13 protein-coding genes are annotated in these 20804 nt (G+C 39.5%); 10 read left to right on the forward strand and 3 right to left on the reverse strand.

Going from position 1 to position 20804, the window contains the following annotated elements:
• Nucleotides 1–87 precede the first annotated feature (87 nt).
• Both BQ4443_RS05900 and BQ4443_RS05905 read left to right on the forward strand, forming a co-directional pair.
• On the forward strand, nt 88–384 hold the full coding sequence (locus BQ4443_RS05900; protein ID WP_023952298.1) for a nucleotidyltransferase family protein: 297 nt from the start codon (nt 88–90) through the stop codon (nt 382–384).
• The gene (locus tag BQ4443_RS05905) at nt 381–788 is read left to right on the forward strand and encodes a HepT-like ribonuclease domain-containing protein (RefSeq protein WP_023952296.1); all 408 of its coding nucleotides are present in this window, start codon (nt 381–383) and stop codon (nt 786–788) included. The genes BQ4443_RS05900 and BQ4443_RS05905 overlap by 4 nt, the downstream gene beginning before the upstream one ends.
• A 90-nt stretch (nt 789–878) precedes the next feature.
• On the opposite strand, the gene BQ4443_RS05910 is transcribed toward BQ4443_RS05905, so the two are convergent.
• Both BQ4443_RS05910 and BQ4443_RS05915 read right to left on the reverse strand, forming a co-directional pair.
• A complete protein-coding gene (locus BQ4443_RS05910) occupies nt 879–2423 on the reverse strand; it encodes a UbiD family decarboxylase (protein ID WP_071058358.1) in 1545 nt (514 codons plus the stop codon).
• Nucleotides 2424–2432: 9 nt separating this feature from the next.
• Nucleotides 2433–3596 carry a pyridoxal phosphate-dependent aminotransferase gene (locus tag BQ4443_RS05915; RefSeq protein ID WP_071058359.1) on the reverse strand — a complete coding sequence of 388 codons (1164 nt, stop codon included), beginning with the start codon at nt 3594–3596 and terminating at the stop codon, nt 2433–2435.
• 127 nt (nt 3597–3723) lie between these two features.
• Here BQ4443_RS05915 and BQ4443_RS05920 point away from each other — a divergent pair, with 127 nt between their 5' ends.
• From BQ4443_RS05920 to BQ4443_RS05930, 3 genes are all read left to right on the forward strand, one after another.
• Nucleotides 3724–4629 carry a hypothetical protein gene (locus tag BQ4443_RS05920; RefSeq protein WP_071058930.1) on the forward strand — a complete coding sequence of 302 codons (906 nt, stop codon included), beginning with the start codon at nt 3724–3726 and terminating at the stop codon, nt 4627–4629.
• Between the two features lie 159 nt (nt 4630–4788).
• Nucleotides 4789–7086, forward strand: coding sequence for an NADP-dependent malic enzyme (locus BQ4443_RS05925; protein WP_071058360.1), 2298 nt, complete (start codon nt 4789–4791; stop codon nt 7084–7086).
• Nucleotides 7087–7233: 147 nt separating this feature from the next.
• The gene (locus BQ4443_RS05930) at nt 7234–7701 is read left to right on the forward strand and encodes a barstar family protein (RefSeq protein WP_071058361.1); all 468 of its coding nucleotides are present in this window, start codon (nt 7234–7236) and stop codon (nt 7699–7701) included.
• 49 nt (nt 7702–7750) lie between these two features.
• Here BQ4443_RS05930 and BQ4443_RS05935 read toward each other — a convergent pair whose 3' ends face one another.
• Nucleotides 7751–8482, reverse strand: a complete 732-nt coding sequence (locus BQ4443_RS05935) for a 16S rRNA (uracil(1498)-N(3))-methyltransferase (protein WP_071058362.1) — start codon at nt 8480–8482, stop codon at nt 7751–7753.
• Between the two features lie 75 nt (nt 8483–8557).
• Here BQ4443_RS05935 and tkt point away from each other — a divergent pair, with 75 nt between their 5' ends.
• From tkt to pbpC, 5 genes are all read left to right on the forward strand, one after another.
• Entirely contained in the window at nt 8558–10609 is a 2052-nt protein-coding gene (gene tkt, locus BQ4443_RS05940; RefSeq protein ID WP_071058363.1) for a transketolase, read from the forward strand.
• A gap of 14 nt (nt 10610–10623) precedes the next feature.
• Nucleotides 10624–11634 (forward strand): type I glyceraldehyde-3-phosphate dehydrogenase, encoded by a 1011-nt coding sequence (gap, locus tag BQ4443_RS05945; protein ID WP_023951892.1) that lies wholly within the window; start codon nt 10624–10626, stop codon nt 11632–11634.
• Nucleotides 11635–11732: 98 nt separating this feature from the next.
• On the forward strand, nt 11733–12929 hold the full coding sequence (locus tag BQ4443_RS05950; protein ID WP_071058364.1) for a phosphoglycerate kinase: 1197 nt from the start codon (nt 11733–11735) through the stop codon (nt 12927–12929).
• 34 nt (nt 12930–12963) lie between these two features.
• A complete protein-coding gene (locus BQ4443_RS05955) occupies nt 12964–18537 on the forward strand; it encodes an alpha-2-macroglobulin family protein (RefSeq protein WP_071058365.1) in 5574 nt (1857 codons plus the stop codon).
• 35 nt (nt 18538–18572) lie between these two features.
• Nucleotides 18573–20801 (forward strand): penicillin-binding protein 1C, encoded by a 2229-nt coding sequence (gene pbpC, locus BQ4443_RS05960; protein ID WP_071058366.1) that lies wholly within the window; start codon nt 18573–18575, stop codon nt 20799–20801.
• The last annotated feature ends 3 nt before the right edge of the window (nt 20802–20804 follow it).

The raw sequence follows: 20804 nt of genomic DNA on the forward strand, positions 1-20804 counted from the left end.
TACACTGTATATCATGGTTGATATACAGAGACCTTTTATAACTGGCTTATAGTTCATATAAAATATCTGTATAAGTAAGGAGATAATATGAGACCCTCAGAAGTTTTTTATGCTAATCGAGATGCGATTAGGGAAATGTTTCTTAAAAATCATCCGAGACTATCTAATTTAAGGGTCTTTGGTTCAGTTGCCCGTGGCGAAGATAGAGAAGATAGCGATATTGATTTTCTGGTATCTGCAAAGCCAAATGCATCAGTATTTGAGTTAGGTGGATTATATTCTGATTTAGAGGAGTATTTTGGTCACAAATTTGATTTAGTTGAGGAACAATCAATTCCTGAAAAATTTAAACCTGAAATTTTCAAAGAGGCATTTCAAGTATGAAACGGTCGGAGCTTAGAATAGACCATTGCATTTTGGATATTGAAAAATATGCGTCTTTAATTTTAGAATATGTTAACGATATGACAAAAGAAGAGTTTTTGGCAGATATAAAAACTCTTCAGGCTGTAACATTAAATCTTATTTATTTAGGTGAGATAAGTACAGTTTTAAAAAATGATTATCCCAAATTTCTTGAGCAAGCTTCAAAAATTGAATGGAAACAAATAGCAGGTATGCGACATCAGTTAGTGCATGGTTATTTTAATATTAAGGAAGATTTAGTGTGGATGGCTACTCAGGAGCATATACCGAATCTTTTAAACCAAATACCTTATCTAAAAGAGGTCGCACAAAAGTATTTAATGCAGTCCCAAGAACTGCCAGAGTCTAAATCAGAAATATAACTCAGTTATAAACATTTAATTATCTAAATGAGTTACTCCCATAAATTAAACATTCATTATGGGCGTAGTGCACAATATTAATTTTGATACTTACAGCCCTAACTCTTGCCAAATACTATCTACACGAGATTTGGTTGTCTCGTCCATAGTAATCGGTATTCCCCACTCTCTAGAGGTTTCGCCAGGCCATTTATTGGTAGCATCTAAGCCCATTTTGCCACCAAGACCTGAAATAGGTGAAGCAAAGTCCAAATAATCAATGGGCGTATTTTCTACTAATACCGTATCACGAACAGGATCCATGCGCGTGGTCATTGCCCAGATTACTTCTTTCCAATTGCGTGTATCAATATCATCGTCCACGACAACGATAAATTTTGTGTACATAAATTGACGCAAAATACTCCAAACACCAAACATAACGCGTTTGGCGTGACCAGCATATTGTTTTTTGATAGATACTACTGCTAGACGATAGCTACATCCTTCAGGAGGTAGGTAGAAGTCTATAATTTCTGGAAGCTGTTTGCGTAATAATGGAACAAAAACTTCATTGAGAGCAACGCCTAGGACAGCAGGTTCATCTGGTGGCTTGCCTGTATAGGTACTATGATAAATAGGATTTTTGCGCATAGTAATACGCTCAACAGTAAAAACTGGGAACCAGTCTTGTTCATTGTAGTAGCCTGTGTGATCACCATAAGGTCCCTCTAAGGCAACTTCATAGTCAGTATTTTTAGGAGGAGAAACCCCGGGTGGAACAGTAAATGGTTTAGCATCTGGATGAGTAGAGGGTAGAATATGTCCCTCTAAAACAATCTCTGCCGAAGCGGGTACAGATAAATCATTGCCGATTGATTTAACAAGCTCAGTTCTGGAACCTCTCAACAGACCAGCAAATTGGTATTCTGATAGGCTATCTGGTACTGGTGTAACAGCCCCCAAAATAGTAGCAGGGTCAGCCCCTAAGGCAACTGAAATAGGGAATGGTTTACCAGGATTCGCTAAACAATGGTCTCTAAAGTCTAATGCACCACCACGATGGGATAGCCAGCGCATAATAAGTTTATTTTTACCGATTAACTGTTGGCGATAAATGCCTAAATTTTGTCGTTTGGCATTAGGTCCCTTGGTAATGACTAATCCCCATGTAATTAATGGAGCAATATCACCAGGCCAGCATTCTTGAATGGGTAACTGATTTAAATCAACCTGATCTTTTTCTAAAACGATTTCTTGACAAGGTGCTGTACGACACATTTTGGGCTGCATATCCCACAACGCCGATTTCAGCATGGAGACCTTACCAAATGCATCTTTTAAATTGCGTGGTGGCTCGGGCTCTTTCAGTGTGGCTAATAATTCACCAATATCTTTTAATGCCGAGATATCCTCAGCCCCCATCCCCCAAGCGACACGGTTTGGTGTACCAAATAAATTAGTGAGCACAGGCATGTTAGCTGTTTTTCCATTATGCTGTGCATTGATAAATAAAAGGGCGGGTCCTGCTTTTCTTAAGGTACGATCACCTATTTCAGTCATTTCTAAGCGTGTAGAAACAGGTAGATTAATTTTTTTTAAATCGTTCTTTTGTTCTAATTGGGCAATAAAATCACGTAAATCTTTGTATTTCACACCGATACCTTATAAAGTGGGTAAGAATTTTTGTAAACGAGCGATGGCTTCTTGTAAGCGGTCAAGCGATGTAGCGTAAGAAATTCGAATCATTTTCTTTGCCCATGTTGGACCAAAGTCTAATCCTGGAGTCACCGCCACACCAGCTTCATTAAGTAAGCGTTGGCAAAAGATCATGCTATCGTCGCAATAAGCACTGATATCAATATAAATATAGAAAGCACCGTCAGGTTTGACTGGAACTGGTAGATTTAACGTTGATAGTGCTTGTAATAGGTAGTCCCTGCGCTCTTTGAATGCTAGCTTACGCTCATTATAAATTGCCATGGCTTCGTCACTGAAGCAACTAATGGCGGCGTGCTGTGCGATGGTAGGGGCACAAATATTTAAACTTGAGGTTAGTTTTTCTAGGTGAGGTACAAAATACTTGGGCGCAATAATCCAACCAAGACGCCAACCAGTCATATTAAAGAATTTAGAAAAACTATTAATAATGATAATGTCATCATCCAAAGCAAGCCCAGATTTAGGTTTACCGTCATAGCTTAGGCCTAGATAAATTTCGTCAAGAATAACAAAACCATTTTTTGATTTAACCAAAGCGAGTATTTTTTTTAATTCATCTTCGGTAATGCTTGTTCCGGTAGGATTACTTGGAGAAGCGATTAATACGCCTTTGGTTGTATCACTCCAATTTGCCGCAATTGAGTCTGCACTTAATTGAAAGCGTTCCTCTGGATAGCAAGGAATGAGCTTTGTGGTTGCACCTGTGCATAGAATAAAATTAAAGTTGGCCGGATAATAAGGGTCAGGCATTAATACCTCATCACCAGGATTGAGGAGACCCATACACGCTAGTGATAATGCACCAGAAGCACCAGTGGTCACAATGACTTGTTCATGAGTAATAGATGTACCAAACTCTTTGTTGTAATAATCAGCAATACACATCCGTAAAGGTGTAATTCCTAATGATGGGCTATAGCCACTTAACCCCGCAGAAGCGGCTTTGTGCAAAGTATTTACAACAATTGGTGGAGCGGTAAAATCAGGTTCACCAATACCTAAGCTAATAATATCTTTGCCTTGTTCACGCAAGGCTTGTGCTTGTTTGGTTATTTCTACGGCTTGAAAGGTAACTGCCTGATGTACTCTAGAAGCAACATTTAACATAACAATAATAACACTATCGTTGGTGGTAAGAAGTAATGCTACATTTTAGTTTGTTGTGCTTTTGTTGTGGGTTTTATTAGAGAAACTCGTTAAAATTAGCTATCTTTTTAGTTGAAAAATGCTAGGTATGGATAGGCGTTCATTTTTACAGTTTGGTCGTTCAGGGGTATTGCCAGAAACCCCTTGGGATCTTTTTTGTCATCGCTTACAACGAACTGTACGGGGTGACTTTAAACGGTTAGATGGTCTTAATGAGGCTTATCACGCTGCTCAAATATGTATCTATCGATTGGCAGACATACAGCATATTTATGCGTTATGTCGAGAATATGAGGTTGCTATGGTACTTGATGGATTTGCCTCCCCTCAAACGGTCCATACCCGTGATTTGCTCATGGTGCAATTTAGTCCATCGTTAAATATAATTGAGGAATTAGGAGAACAAGCATGCCTAGCACAACCTTCGGTGACAGCAGGGCAGTTACTTGCGCTTGGTTATTATCAATTTAGCCGGGTTCCTGCGGAGATGACGATTGCACAATGGTTTGCTAGTCCTCTTTACCATGATTGCCGACCTTATTTTAGTTTTTTATCAGGGGTAGAAAGAATCAATGCCATTTTTGCTGATGGTTCTCAAGCTGTTGTAGGTGGATTTGGTGTGGATGATCGTTCAGCCCTCTCAGTGCCTATATTAAGTCGTTGTATCCCCAATTTATTTGAATTACTAAGGGAGGATAGCGTAGAAACACAGTTAGCAAGTGATTATTGGCCGTATAGTTATCGTCTAGATTCGTTGAAAAAGAACCTGGTGGATATCAATATTGCACGTTTTTTTCAGGGACATCAGGGGCGTATAATTTGGGTACAACAATGGGTAATTCGTAAAATTCCACAAGATGTACTATTACTTAAAGCGCAGCTACCTGAAGAGGAGTGTGCTGATTCGGAGAGTATTGCTCGCATCAATGACAGAATAAAAGGGCTTTTTGATCCTACGGGTATCTTTTTGTATGATGATGAGGTCATCGGGTAGTTTATTCGGTAGTTTTTGACGTCCCTCGCCCCAAAAGACTGAGTTTTACGGCACGGAGTTGATAAAACCCTATCAGACCTAATCGTCTCTATACACAAAGGTTGAATTTTTTAGTATGATTTAAGCTTATAAAAAATATTGACCTCACAGGAATTAATGATGAAAGACACTTTACGCCAAGCAGCCTTGGAGTATCATAAGGCGGGGCGACCCGGTAAGATTACCGTAGTACCGACAAAACAATTATCTAATCAACGCGATTTAGCACTTGCTTATTCACCAGGGGTGGCTGCTGCTTGTGAAGAAATCGTCAAAGATCCAGCTAATGTAGTTCAATATACCAGCCGAGGTAATTTAGTTGGCGTAATTAGTAATGGTACGGCGGTTCTTGGCTTAGGAAATATTGGTGCTTTGGCATCTAAGCCTGTAATGGAAGGTAAAGCTGTATTATTCAAAAAATTTGCTGGTATTGATGTCTTTGATATTGAAATTAATGAAACTGACCCTGAAAAATTAGTACAAATAATCGCAGGGTTAGAGCCTACATTTGGTGGCATTAATTTAGAAGATATTAAGGCGCCGGAATGTTTCTATGTGGAACGTGAACTCCGCAAAAAAATGAATATCCCAGTGTTCCATGACGATCAACATGGTACAGCGATTTGTGTTACGTCGGCATTTATCAATGGTCTGGGTGTTGTTGGCAAGAATATTAGCGAGGTTAAAGTGGTGGTATCTGGTGCAGGTGCTGCTGCATTGGCGTGTCTAGACCTAATGGTTGATATGGGGCTACCTATTGAGAATATTTGGGTATCGGATATTGAAGGGGTTGTCTATAAAGGACGTACAACCTTGATGGATCCTGACAAAGAGCGTTTTGCACAAGAGACAGAAAAGCGCACACTAGCAGAAATTATTGTTGATGCGGATGTGTTTTTAGGCTTATCGGCAGGTAATGTGCTCAAGCCAGAAATGGTTAAAATGATGGCATCTAACCCATTAATCCTCGCTTTAGCAAATCCTAACCCCGAAATTTTACCAGAGGATGCTAAAGCGGCACGAGGTGATGTGGTGATGGCAACAGGACGTTCAGATTACCCTAACCAAGTGAATAATGTGCTTTGTTTCCCTTATATATTCCGTGGTGCATTAGACGTGGGTGCAACCACTATTACGCGGAATATGGAAAAAGCGGCTGTTTATGCTATTTGTAAATTAGCGAAAGAAGAGCAAAATGAAGTAGTTGCTGCGGCTTATGGAACAGTAGGCTTATCATATGGTCCAGAGTATTTTATACCTAAACCATTTGATCCTCGCTTAATTGTGCGTATTGCACCAGCTGTGGCTAAAGCAGCAATGGATGAAGGGGTCGCGACTCGTCCTATTGAGGATTTACAAACTTATGCTGAACAGTTGCAACAGTTTGTGTATTACTCTGGCTCATTTATGAAACCTATCTTTTCTATGGCGAGACGGTTCAAAAAAGAAGGTGGTAAAGATCGTATTGTCTTTACTGAAGGAGAGGATGAGCGCGTTCTACGAGCAATTCAAGTCTTGGTTGATGAAAAAGTATGTACGCCGATTCTTGTTGGTCGTCCTGCTGTTATTAAAACTCGTGTTCAACGCTATGGCTTACGTTTTGATTTGGATAAAGACGTGGAAGTTGTGGATAGCGAACATGATGAGCGCTATAACCGTTATTGGACAGAATATTGGGAAATCATGCGTCGTCGTGGAGTTTCCAAAGAATTTGCACGCCTAGAAGTACGTCGTCGATCTACTTTGGTAGGTGCATTGATGGTTCGCTTTGGTGAAGCTGACGGTATGATTTGTGGCACTATCGGTCGTTATAGTAATCATTTAGAATTAATTGATCAAGTATTAGGTAAAGCACCGGGTGTATCAACTTATGCTGCGATGAATATTATCTTGACGCAAGAGTCTATGATTGCTATTGCCGATACACACATTAATGCTCAACCAAATGCACAAGAATTGGCAGAGATAGCGGTTATGTCTGCACGAGAAATGCGTTACTTGCAATTGGATCCTAAGGTAGCACTTGTTTCAAGTTCAAACTATGGTACAGATAAACCAAGTTCTGGGCAAACAATGCGTGATGCACTAGAGATTGCTAGAGAGTTGGATCCTACGTTAGAAATTGATGGCGAAATGCATGTAGATACGGCATTAGATGAGAAATTACGTCAACGCGTTATGCCAGATAGTCCATTAAAAGGTGCAGCAAACTTATTAATTTGCCCTAATGTGGATGCAAGTAATATTGCGTATAATTTATTAAAAGTGAGCGCAGGCAGTAATGTTGCCATTGGTCCATTCTTATTAGGAACAAGTGCACCAGTACATATTTTAACGGCGAGCTCTACGGTGAGACGTATTGTTAATATGGCTGCATTAGCTGTGGTTGATGCTAACACGCGTAAAGATGGTAACTAATCACTAAGGTAGCAACGCTGAAGTTCTCGGCTATTAAAAAAATTATTACTAGCTGAGAATTTTTTGTAAAAAATTATTGACGTTGAGGTAGTTAAACAATTACATTTCTTTAAAAGAAAATAAACTGCACCCGAAACAGGAGGACTAATGGCAAAAAAATTGACCCCTAAGCAGGAAATTGAGCAAGGTGGTGAGCTGCCCAAAGCATGGCTTAACAAACAAGACGAGTTGCTTAATCAACTAGATGAAATGGGTTTGGCAATGTTTACCATAGATTGCTCTAAAGCTAGAAACTTATCAGCGTTGTTAAGGGCGTTTGCTAAAGGAGTTGATTACCCTGTATTTTTTGGTAAAGATTTGGACGCATTTTATGATTGTTTAGTGGAAACTGTTGCTGAACAAAAAGCAGGTTGCGTGTTATGGGTTCAAGAGTTGCATTCAGCCGACCCTAGTTTAAAAGCCGATGTTGCAGAAATATTTTTAATATTAAATGAAGTGGTAAAAAATGCCCAAGAACATAAGAAAATTTTTGCATTCGTTGTTGAGCATGCAGGTAAATTAAGTGCGCCAGAACCGGGTGTTGAGCCTCAAAAATATGCTGAGGCCGCAGAGTAATTAGTAGTTATGTACGCCCACTTGTGTTATGAATAAAGAGAGTGGGTATTTAAATTAGATTGAGTAAACTAGCACTAGCACTGACTAGGGCAATTCCAGCTGTCTCCGTGCGTAATATACGCTCACCAAAGCGAATGGCTAAAGCGTCTTGTTGAACAATAGTGTTAATTTCCTTACTTGACCATCCTCCTTCTGGACCAATAAAAAAACTTAAGCTATGTGGTTTTTGTTCAGAGAGCACAGTGGTTAATGATTGTGCTGCCTCAGGGTCAGCCACAAGCTTTAGTGTGTCTTGTAAAAATACAAAACAGTCTTTTAAAGCAACTACTGGTGTTAGTGTCATCAGTGTATTGCGTCCACATTGTTCACTTGCTGATTGGATAATACTTTGCCAATGCAATTGTCTTTTTTCTAGACGTGCTCCCGATAGTTGCAACACAGAGCGTTCCGCTTGGATGGGAATAAATTGTGAGACTCCCATTTCAACCGCTTTTTCAATAATCCAATCCATCTTATCACCAGAAGCGAGTGCTTGAACAAGCGTAATTTTTGTGGATAAATCTCTATTCGTATCTCGAAAGCAATCAATTTCTGCTAAAGCTTCACCTTTGTTAAATCGCAAAATCCCTTCATATTCTCCACCTTTACCATTAAATAGCACAATACGGTCACCTTCTCGTAGCCGTAATGCTCTACCTGCATGATGAGCCACCGTAGCTGGTAATGCAATAATAGAGTTATTTTCAATTGGAATAGGGCAGAAAAAACGTGGTAAGGTCATTATCAGTCAAATAAAATTGTTTACAAGTGTTAAAATTATACGTTGAAAAAGTTTGTCAGACCTAACAGGACTCAAATGAACACACAATCGACTATTCAGCCAACGGTTTTGGCTAATGCTATCCGTGCATTATCAATGGATGCTGTTCAACAAGCTAACTCTGGTCATCCAGGCGCCCCAATGGGTATGGCAGAAATTGCCGTGGCTTTATGGCATCGTCATCTAAAGCATAATCCTACTAATCCCCAATGGTTTAATCGAGACCGTTTTGTTTTATCTAATGGTCATGGATCTATGCTTATTTATTCTTTGCTACATTTAACTGGTTATGATTTACCAATAAGTGAGTTAAAGAATTTTCGCCAATTACACTCAAAAACGCCAGGCCATCCTGAAGTTGGGATTACGGCTGGTGTAGAAACAACAACGGGTCCATTAGGTCAAGGTATTGCGAATGCAGTTGGTTTTGCATTAGCAGAGGCATTGTTAGCTGCTGAGTTTAATCGTGAAGGTCACGCTATCGTTGATCATTTTACCTACGCATTTGCGGGGGATGGTTGTTTGATGGAAGGTATTTCACATGAGGCCTTTTCATTAGCAGGAACATTAAAGTTAAGCAAGTTAATTGTGTTATACGATGACAATGGTATTTCCATTGATGGTAAAGTTTCCTCGTGGTTTGGGGACGATACGCCAAAACGCTTTGAGGCCTATGGTTGGAATGTTATTCGTGATGTAGATGGTCATAGTATTGATGCGGTCGATGCGGCAATTCAAGCCGCCAAAGACAATGCCCTAAAATCAGGTGCTGGTCCAACATTAATTTGTTGTAAGACAGTGATTGGCAAAGGCGCACCTACTATGCAAGGGTCAGAGAAAGTTCATGGTTCTCCATTAGGTGCGACAGAAGTTGCCGCAACACGTGAATCTTTAGGTTGGACAAATGCACCGTTTGAGATTCCAGCTGATATTATGCAAGCGTGGTGCCACAAAAAACAAGGTGCTGAGCAAGAAAATGCTTGGAATACACAATGGGTAGCGTATCAGCAAGCTTACCCAGAATTGGCGGCTGACTTCTCTCGGCGTATGCAAGGTGAATTACCCGCTGATTTTGCTGCACAATATAACAACTATTTGGAAGAAACCGTTAATAAAGCTGAAACAGTAGCAAGTCGCAAGGCTTCACAATTTGCTATTACTGCCTTAGCGCAAATTTTACCTGAATTCTTAGGTGGGTCAGCTGATTTAACAGGCTCAAATTTTACCGATTGGAAGGGTGTTGCTCCTGTACGAGCAGGTGATAGTGGCATTCAGTTAGGTCGTCATATTAATTATGGTGTAAGAGAGTTTGGTATGGCTGCCATTATGAATGGTATCGCATTACATGGTGGATTCTTACCCTATGGTGGTACGTTTTTAACGTTCTCTGACTATTCTCGTAATGCTATTCGTATGGCAGCCTTAATGAAACAACGAGTTGTGCATGTATTTACGCATGATTCGATTGGGCTTGGTGAAGACGGTCCAACGCATCAATCTATTGAGCATGCATGGAGTTTACGTCTCATTCCTAACTTAGATGTATGGCGTCCTTGTGATACGTATGAAACGGCAGTGGCATGGCAATCAGCCGTTAGTCGTCCTGCTAGTTTGGGTATGCAAGTCAAGAATGGTGGTCCAAGTGCATTATTGTTGTCACGTCAAAACTTGCCTTTTGTTACTCGAGATGAGAAAACAGCTGCTGACGTGGCTAAAGGTGGGTATATTCTTAAAGATACCGTTGATGCCAAAGCTGTGATTATTGCTACTGGCTCAGAAGTAGAGCTTGCTCTTAAAGCACAAGAATTATTGTCACAAGAAGGTATTAATACTCGAGTAGTATCAATGCCTAGTACAAATGTATTTGATTGTCAAACAAAAGATTATCAAGAACAAGTTATACCACTAAATTTACCAGCCGTAGCTGTGGAAGCAGGTTGTTCTGGTGCATGGTATAAATATGTTGGACGTCAAGGGGCGGTGGTTGGAATAGACTCATATGGAGAGTCTGCACCAGCTAGTGCGTTATTCAAGTATTTTGGATTAACTGCCGAAAATATTGCCCAAAAAGTCAAAGAGATTTTATAAATTAGGAGAAAAAAATGGCTATTCGTGTAGCGATTAATGGTTATGGTCGTATCGGACGTATGGTGTTACGTGCACACTATGAATATGGTAAAAAACACGATATCGAAATCGTGGCTATCAATGCATCAGGTTCTGCAGAAACTAATGTACATTTGACAAAATATGATACGACACATGGTCGCTTTAATGCAGACGTTTCATTGGACGGTGACTATATGGTGGTGAACGGTGACCGTATTCGTTTGTTTAGTACTCGTGATCCATTAGAATTACCATGGGCAGATTTAAATGTAGATGTTGTACTTGAATGTACAGGAGCCTTTACTTCAAAAGAAAAAGCTGGCTTACATTTACAGGCTGGTGCTAAAAAAGTGTTGATTTCAGCGCCGGGTGGTAAGGATGTGGATGCGACTGTTGTTTATGGTGTTAATCATGATGTATTAAAAGCAGAGCATACAGTAGTGTCTAACGCTTCTTGCACAACAAACTGCTTAGCCCCATTAGTTAAACCGTTACAAGATGCGATTGGCATCGAAAATGGTCTAATGACAACTATCCATGCTTACACTAATGACCAAGTGTTGATTGATGTACGTCATAAAGATTTACGTCGTGCTCGTTCTGCGACAACCAACCTTATTCCAACTAAAACGGGTGCAGCCGCTGCCGTTGGTCTCGTATTGCCAGAATTAAATGGTAAGTTGGATGGTTATGCGGTACGTGTGCCAACAATTAATGTTTCTATGGTGGATTTAACGTTTGTTGCAAAACGTGATACTAATATTGATGAAATTAATAAAGTATTAAAAGACGCATCTGAGGGTGCATTAAAAGGTATCTTAGCCTTTAATACAGATCCATTAGTGTCTTCAGACTTTAACCATACGGCAGTGTCTAGTACTTACGACGCTACGTTAACCAAGGTTAATGGTCGTTTAGTAAAAGTATCTGCTTGGTATGATAATGAGTGGGGCTTTTCTTGCCGTATGTTAGATACGACAGTCGCTATGATGAATGCTAAGTAATTTCGTCGTTTAACCTATACATATTGGCTCTCATACAATGAATGGGAGCCTTTTTTCTAATTTCAACGATAATTCAAAAAATAAAATGGAGTGTCAGAATGCTAAATGTTAAAACATTATCCTCACTTACAAAGTCGGGTGAATTAAAAAATAAAAAAGTATTTATTCGTTCAGATTTAAATGTACCATTCAATGAACAAGGACAGATCACCGAAGATACAAGAATTAAAGCATCAATCCCTGCCATTAAGATGGCTTTAGATGCTGGTGCTGCGGTGATGGTTACATCGCACTTAGGGCGTCCTACAGAAGGCGTATTAAATGAGGAGGATTCATTAAAGCCTGTAGCAAAGCGTTTGTCAGAATTACTTGGTAGAGAAGTACCGCTTGTACAAAACTGGGTAGATGGTGTTGAGGTACAAGCAGGGGAAGTTGTTTTATTAGAGAACTGCCGTGTAAATGTTGGTGAGAAGAAAAATAACGAAGAACTCGCTAAAAAAATGGCTTCTTTGTGTGATATTTATGTTAATGATGCGTTTGGTACAGCCCATCGTGCAGAAGCAACGACTTATGGTATAGCTAAGTTTGCGCCGATTGCTTGTGCTGGTCCTTTATTAGAAGCTGAATTAACGGCTTTGGGGCGTGCATTAAAAGATCCAAAACGTCCATTAGTGGCGATTGTTGGTGGCTCAAAAGTATCTACTAAGTTATCAATTCTCCAGTCATTGGCAGAAAAAGTAGACCAACTTGTTGTGGGTGGTGGTATTGCCAATACATTTATGTTGGCAAAAGGCCTTTCTATCGGTAAATCCTTGGCGGAGCCAGACCAAATTGAGCAAGCCAAAGCTGTTATTGATTTAATGGAAAAACGTGGTGCTACGGTGCCTATCCCGACAGATGTTGTGGTTGGAAAAGAATTTGCTGCGACTACCCCTGCAATTGCCAAAAAAGCGACAGAGGTGGCTGAGGATGAAATGATTTTTGACATTGGTACTGAAACAGCGAATATCTTAGCAGAAATCATTAAAAAGGCAGGTACTATTGTGTGGAATGGACCAGTAGGCGTTTTTGAATTTGATCAGTTTGCCAAAGGAACAGAAACCATTTCTCGAGCGATTGCTGAGTCTTCTGGCTTCTCTATTGCTGGAGGCGGAGATACCTTAGCTGCTATCGCTAAATTTGATATTGCGGATAAGGTGGGTTATATATCTACAGGTGGAGGTGCTTTCTTAGAATTTTTAGAGGGAAAAGTATTACCAGCAGTAGAAATTTTAGAAAAACGTAACGATACATAGATTCTTATTTAAGATACTGATATAGGGTGAAAGAATGGCTTTATTTAAACATAAAGTGTTGATAACAACATTGCTGAGCCTATTTGTAGCGAGTACATTTGCACATGCTGAAATAGCTAATTTACAATCTGTTTATCCTAGTGACGGTGATGAGATTGATGAAGAACAAGCGTTTTTGTTGACATTTGAGGATGAGGTTAATCTTAAATCCCTCGAACAGCAGACTTTTTGCCAATCTACAAATATCGGTGAAGATATTCCTGTTCAACTTGTCTTAGGAAAAGATAGAGAACAAATCCTTAATCGTTTTCCTTGGATGGCGGCGGATAACCCAGCCAAAACCGCTATCGTTCAATGCGGTCGAAAATTGCCAACTGGAGCAAAAGTTAATTTAGTTATTAAAAAAGGCGTAGAAAGCAATACTGGCGATAAAACCTTAAGAGATTCTGTACTGTCTTATAAGGTGAGACCTCCATTTACAGTATTGTTTTCTTGTGAGCGTGTTAAATTAAAAACGCCTTGTTCTCCGTTAGGTGATTTTAGACTCTTGTTCAGTAGTTACGTTAAAAAAGAGATGGCTGATAAAATCAAAGTCACCGTTAATGACAAAGAAATTAAGCCTAGTCTCAAAAATGGTAATGAAGTAGAAACCTTAGTGGATAGTTTGGTATATAAAGGTCCATTTACACCAAATGCTAAGATTTGGGTTACTTTACCCGACAATATGCAAGACGATAGTGGACGTTTAGCACGGAATGCAAAAAAATTCCCGCTAGAATCAGGGTTTGGTGACTATCCTCCATTGCTAAAATTTTCAACAGGTAAGTTCGGCATTATTGAAACCTATGCTAATGCTAAACAAGTTGGAGCAAATTTAATGGAGCAACCTGCGTTGATTCCATTGACGGTGCGTAATGTAGAAAAAGAATTAGGTATCAATGGTAAATTAACCCCTGCAAAAGTTTCTCAGATTAAAGCCCAGAATCATGCTGATATCCGTAAATGGTTAAGTGTGATGGATTCTGTTGATGGGCAACGCACTATCAGTCCTAGAAATTTCGACCGTATCATGGAAGGGTTACCTACTGAGTATAGAGAAAATGAAGCAGAAGTAGATATACGTAATTTGTCTATATTAGAACATCAACAAGGGACAACACAGTTTCAATTACCTGCCTTAAGTGATACAAAGAATGATTCAGAAGTGATTGGTTTGCCTGTTTATCAGCCAGGATTTTATGTTTTTGAAGCACAATCACCACAGTTAGGTTCTATCCTAACTCAAGAGTCTAAGCCTATGTTTGTACGTACGGCAGCGTTAGTCACTAATATGGCTGTGCATTTCAAAACAGGTACAAACGATGCTATGGTCTGGGTTACTCGGCTAGAGGATTCTAAAGTTGTTCCAGATGCAGATGTGATGATTACCAGTTGCAATAATAAAGTGATTGCATCAGGAAAAACAAATCAAGATGGTATTTTTAAGTTCTCAGGAAAAATACCTCAAAATAAAGAGTGCCTATATGATTACAATTATATGGCGAGTGCCAGTATCCCTGCGACTCATCCGATGTCTTATGGCGTTGCTGATTATTCATTTGCCATGAGTGATTGGAATAAAGGCATTCAAAATTGGCAATTTAATGTAGGGTCAAGTTATTCATCTTATGATAGCGATGATACAAAATTAATTATTCATCCTTTACTTAGCCGTACATTATTGCGAGCAGGCGAAACAGTAACGATTAAACATTTTGTACGCCAACAAACACCGAATGGTGTGGCTTTCCCGACGGCTCAAACAGTCTTACCAGACACGGTAGTATTTAACCTATCCGCTCTAGATGAACAAATTAAATTACCATTAAAGTGGCAAACTACTAAAAATGGTAGCCAATATGCCGAGACTACGTGGGTGGTGCCTAAAACAGCCAAAAATGGTGTATATGAGATTAGCTACCAACAAGGTGAAGATGAAAGTTGGGTAAATACGCATACGCCGACCGTTTCATTTCAGGTTGAGGAGTTTAAATTACCTTTCTTGAAAGGTAGTATCCAAGTAAATAGTGAGCAACAGCAGGGAGCTAAATTAATTAATCCTAAGTCATTAACGGCTAATGTTCAGGTAAGTTTTCTTGCTGGAGGTGCTGCCTCTGAGTTACCTATTGAAGTGTCTGCGGTAGCCATTCCAAGTGAGTTTACTGTTAATAATCTTGAGAATGTGAATTTTTCAAACTCTGTAGAGGATGAAGAAGTTAGTCGCAAGGTCTTTTTAGACAAGAAAAAATTAACCTTAGATAAGAATGGAAATAGTCAATTTGTAATTGATAACATTCCTCCTATTAAAGGTCAGACTGACTTATTGATTGAAGTTAGTTTTATGGATCCAAATGGACAAGTACAAACAATTTCGCAAAAAGTGAGTGCGGTGTCAGGTGCTGTAATTCCTGGGATACGTAGTGCGGCTTATTTTGAGCCAAACCAAGACTTCGAGTTTGAAGTGTTGACAGTTAATGCGGAAGGAAAACCTACAGCAAATATGCCAGTGACTGTTAATGCCACTAAGACAAAATATAATGTTGTACGTAAGCGTTTAGTGGGTGGTTTTTATACATATGACTCTAATCCTGTCGTAGAGAACCTTGGGGATTTGTGCTCAGGTACTAGTAATAGTGAAGGGGTATTAAAATGTAAGGTACAACTCAAAGAGGAGGGGGAGTTAGATTTAACAGCGGTGGCCAAAGATGCTAATAATAATGAGTTCATCGTTAATTCTCCGCTATGGGTATTTGAAGGTGCCTCTTGGTATACCGGAAATGATACTGATAGAGTAGACGTTATTACTGATAAAAAAGAGTACAAAATCGGTGATGAGGCTGTTTTTGATGTACGTATTCCATTCAGTCAAGCAACGGCATTGGTGAGTATTGAGCGTGAAAATATTCTTGAATATAAAGTGGTTAATTTCGAGAAAAATAGTTCAACCTTTAAGCTTAAAGTTGAGCAAAATTGGTTGCCAAATGTTTATGTCAATGTGTTATCTGTGCGTGGAAGAATTCGTGGTGACAAAAATGATGCAGGTAAAGTTTGGTTAGCCAATGATGAGCAATCTAATGGGGCAAGTACACTTATTGACTTAGCCAAACCATCATTCAGAATGGGTGTGGTAAAGGTTAATGTCGATAATTCTCAGCAAAAAATCGACCTAGCGTTGAAACTTGATAAGGCAGTTTATCAAGTGAAAGAAAAGGCAACCGTTGATATTTCTGCTACCTTGCCAAACAACCAACCTGCCAGTAATGCCAATGTAACCTTGTTTGTTGTTGATAAGGCATTATTGGAATTAGCAAAAAATAATACGACTGATTTATTGGCAGTGATGAACCCAGAACGTTCTTGGGATATCGAAACAGCGACAGCTCAAGGTGAGATTGTCGGACGACGTCACTATGGACGTAAGGCTATTCCTGCTGGTGGTGGCGGTGGTTTGGCACCAACACGCGAGTTATTCGATGCATTGGTATTTTGGAAAGCCAATCTTGTCCTAGATGATAAAGGAACGGCAAAAGTCGAATTCCCATTAAACGATAGTATTTCTCAATTTGAGGTAGTTGCTGTTGCTGAATCAGGTAATGACTTATTTGGTACGCAAAAAATTGATTTGTCTAGTCGTCAAGACTTGCAGATTATTTCTGGATTACCGCTTGTCATTCGCGATGCCGATGCATTTGAAGCACAAATTACCCTAAGAAATACTACCGATAGAACGATGACGGTAACTGTAGATGGTAGTGTTAAGAAAGGGCATGATCAAGCATTATCGCTAGAGCCTAGAGAGGTGAGTATCCCTGCTGGTAGAGCACAGACAATGACATGGTCGGTAGATCCTATTCGATTAAGTGATACTGAGGGACGTCAGAACTTGGTATGGACATTTAATGCTAAAGAAGCTAATGCATCGGTTCAAAAACCCGCTCAAGATCGTGTAGTGATTAACCAAGCATTAATTCCTTATGTGCCTGTTACCATCAGAAATGCTCAGCTTATTAGTATTGCCGCCGATTCAAAGGGAACTAATGTGCCTATTCAAGCACCGACTAGGGCTTTAACCATTAATGATAAAGTTCGTGGCGGTATCCAAGTACAATTGCAGAAAAATCTAAGTGCCAGTCTTGATGGTGTAAAACGCTATTTTAAAGAGTATCCCTATATTTGCTTTGAACAACAAGCATCAGTAGCGTTAGGGTTAGATGACCATTCTGCTTGGAATGACTTGATGGCACAAATTTCTAGCTATATGGATGATTTAGGCTTTGTACGTTATTACCCATCAGCTTATCTACAAGGAAGCCCTTTACTCAATGCTTACCTATTATCTATTTCTGCAGAGTCAGCAAAAGTTGGGCAGCCATTTGAAATCCCTGAAAATGCTAGACAAAAAATGTTAGAAGCCTTGGTCAATTATTTACAAGGTAGAGTAAACCGTAACCGTGACTGGAAACCATTACCAGATTCAGTCGATTATCAATTGACTTTATTGGCGGCGGCGGCAAGATATAATGCCGTTACCCCTAATATGCTTGATAATTATTCATTAAATGATTCCTATACAGCCTTAGGTCTTGTTAATCTGTATACGATTTATCAGCATTTAGACGGTGTTGACCAGAAACAGGGACTGAAAATATTGCGTGAAGCTATTTTGAATAAAATGGTTAAACAAGGCGATAGTATGGTATTCAAAGAGGCGACTAAACTGAATGGTTTATGGTGGCTGATGGAGGATAACAAAACTGTCTTAGCCAGACTAATTTCCGCTGTAGCTAATGATCCAATGTGGAAAGAAGAGGTGCCGTATCTTACTAATGCTTTAGTTAAAGCACAGGATAAAGGTCAATGGGGTATGACGACTAATAATGTGTTAGGGGCGTTGGCGATTAAGAACTTTAGCCGAGTATTTGAGCGTGTCCCAGCGAGTGGTGAAGTTAATATTCGCATGAGTGGTGCTGGGTATGGTGAGCCACAACAGTGGAATGGCGTAGCATTGAATCAAACAATAGTTACGCCTTGGCTCGATAAAAAACCAGCCAATTTACACCTAAATTTAGCGGGTAAAGGAACGGTATGGGCAACAGTCTCAACACTAGCAGCAGTGAATCCTGTTGAGCCAACATATGCTGGTTATCGGGTAGAAAAGGTGATTGAGCCTGTCACACGACGACTTACTGGACAATGGTCAGTTGGCGATGTGTATCGTGTAAAAATTAAAATTACAGCCGATGCACCGATGACATGGGTAGTGCTAAGCGATCCTGTTCCAAGTGGATCAACTATTTTAGGTAGTGGTTTAGGTCGTGACTCTGCTATTTTATCGAATAGTCAGAATACCGAAGATAACTATCTAAATCCTGATTTTGTGGAACGTAAGGCGGATATTTATCGTGCCTATTATCAGTTCGTGGATCAGGGAGAAGTTAACCTTAGTTACACGGTGAGATTAAATAGTGTCGGTCGATTTACTATGCCACCAACACGAGTTGATGGTATGTATGCACCGTCTGTATTTGGAGAAACAATTAATACTGACTTTTATGTGAAAACTCACTAATGACGAGTGAGTGAGAAAGCATCCAAGGATTGAACATGAGAAAATATCTAGTCAAGAGCCTAGTGTTTTTATTAATCCTTGCGATGCTTTTTTTATTAGTATTGAGAATAATTATTGCCACTATTGATACCCCAACGTATCAATCTGTTAGACAAAATAATCAAAGCTCTTATATCCAAATTTTTGATAGACAACAACAATCATTATCTTCTATTCGAACTGACTTTGATACGAGAAAAAGTGAGTGGGTTGAGGAAAAAGACTTTTCAGAACATTTGAAACAAGCCGTTTTGCGTTCAGAAGATAAACGTTTTTATCAGCATCATGGTGTTGATTGGATTGCCTTAGCAAATGCTTTCAGGGGCTACTTGCTGCAGGTAGATAAACGAGGGGCATCTACTATCACGATGCAATTAGTAGGTTTATTAGACCCTTCATTGCAAGGTAGCGGACAACGTAGATTATGGCAAAAAATAAAACAACTATACTATGCTCAAAGTCTAGAAATGCATTGGACAAAGGCACAAATTTTGGAGGCCTATCTTAATCTTGTGCCATTAAGAGGTGAGGTGGTAGGTATGCCAAGTGGTGCTAAGACTTTTTTCCAAAAATATACCTATGCGTTGAATAAACGGGAAGCGAGTGTATTAGCAGCGATGCTACGGGCACCAAATGTATCTGTTTCTCTATTGGCAAAACGTGCTTGTTTATTAATAGAGTCGAAGACATGTGACTATATGCCAGACTTTATTGCGAATGCTGTAAACTCTCCGCAAAGTTATTATTTAGATAATCCAGAAGAAACCCCTCATTATGCTAGAGCGTTATTAAGTGAGTATCAAAAAAATAAACTTACTATACCACCAGTTATCCGTTCAACCATAGATAAGAAATTGCAGCAATATGTGAAGCAACGAGTGCATGCTAGATTAGTTGAGCTGTTCCAAGAAAAAGTGAGTGATGCTGCTGTGGTCGTTCTGGATAATAACTCTGGTGAAATTCTTGCCTATCTAGGGTCATCAGCCAACTTATCGAATGCGTCTCAGGTAGACCATGTGCAAGCATTGCGTCAAGCAGGATCAACCTTAAAACCTTTTCTTTATGCTCAGGCGTTTGATAATAGATTATTGACAGCAGCATCATTACTGAATGATAGTGAAATGAGTGTCGCTGTTGATACAGGTTTATATATTCCTCAAAATTATGATAAAGGCTTTAAAGGATGGGTATCTGTTCGTACAGCATTGGCATCGTCATTGAATATTCCTGCCGTACAAACTTTAACTATGATAGGTGCTGAAGATTTTCGAGATGAATTGGTTGCTTTGGGGCTGCCTTTGTATGAAAGTGGTGACTATTATGGCTATAGTCTTGCTCTAGGAAGTGCGGATATTACCTTATTAAGTTTAACCAATGCTTATCGTGCATTAGCCAATAAAGGGATTTATTCGCCAGTACAATGGATAAATTCTGAGTATTCAAACCCTCATCAATCAGAAAATCGCACCAAAGATACGGGAAAAGAAATACGTGTATTTAGTGAGCAAAGTGCATGGATCATCCAACACATTTTATCTGATCGGACAGCAAGAACTATCACTTTTGGTTTGGATAGTGCTTTGAGTACGCCTTATCATACGGCGGTAAAAACGGGAACCAGTAAAGATATGCGAGATAATTGGACAATAGGTTGGTCACCGAAATATACCGTTGGGGTTTGGGTGGGTAATAGTGCAGGCGAAAGTATGCGTAATATTAGTGGTGTTTCTGGGGCTGCACCTATTTGGCATGATGTGATGGATTATTTGCATAAAAATAATAATGTATTTTTTGACCCAATGCCTCAAGGGATAGTGGCGAAACAAGTGCATTATGAGCCTACTGTTGAGGCAGATCGACAAGAGTTTTTTATTCATGGTACAGAAATGGATGTGGTAAGACTATCACAACAATCACCGCATACAGAAGAGTCTGATATAACGACCGATGTTACAGTTAATGCCATGATTAGTCAGCCTACAGATGGCACAATTATTGCCATCGATCCTGATATTCCAGTGTCTCAGCAAGCTTTAAAACTAGCCGCAAATAATGTTAATCAGCAACGAGCAGATCGTATTATTTGGTATTTGAATGGGAAAGAAATTAGCCGAGAAAACCCGTATTATCTCCCCATTACAACAGGTAAATTTACGCTTGAATTATTCTCAATTGATGGTAGGAAACTAGACGAAGTGCATTTTTCTGTGCGAGGAATACGTTAATCT

This window comes from Pelistega sp. MC2 (assembly GCF_900099475.1).
Classification (GTDB): domain Bacteria; phylum Pseudomonadota; class Gammaproteobacteria; order Burkholderiales; family Burkholderiaceae_B; genus Taylorella; species Taylorella indica.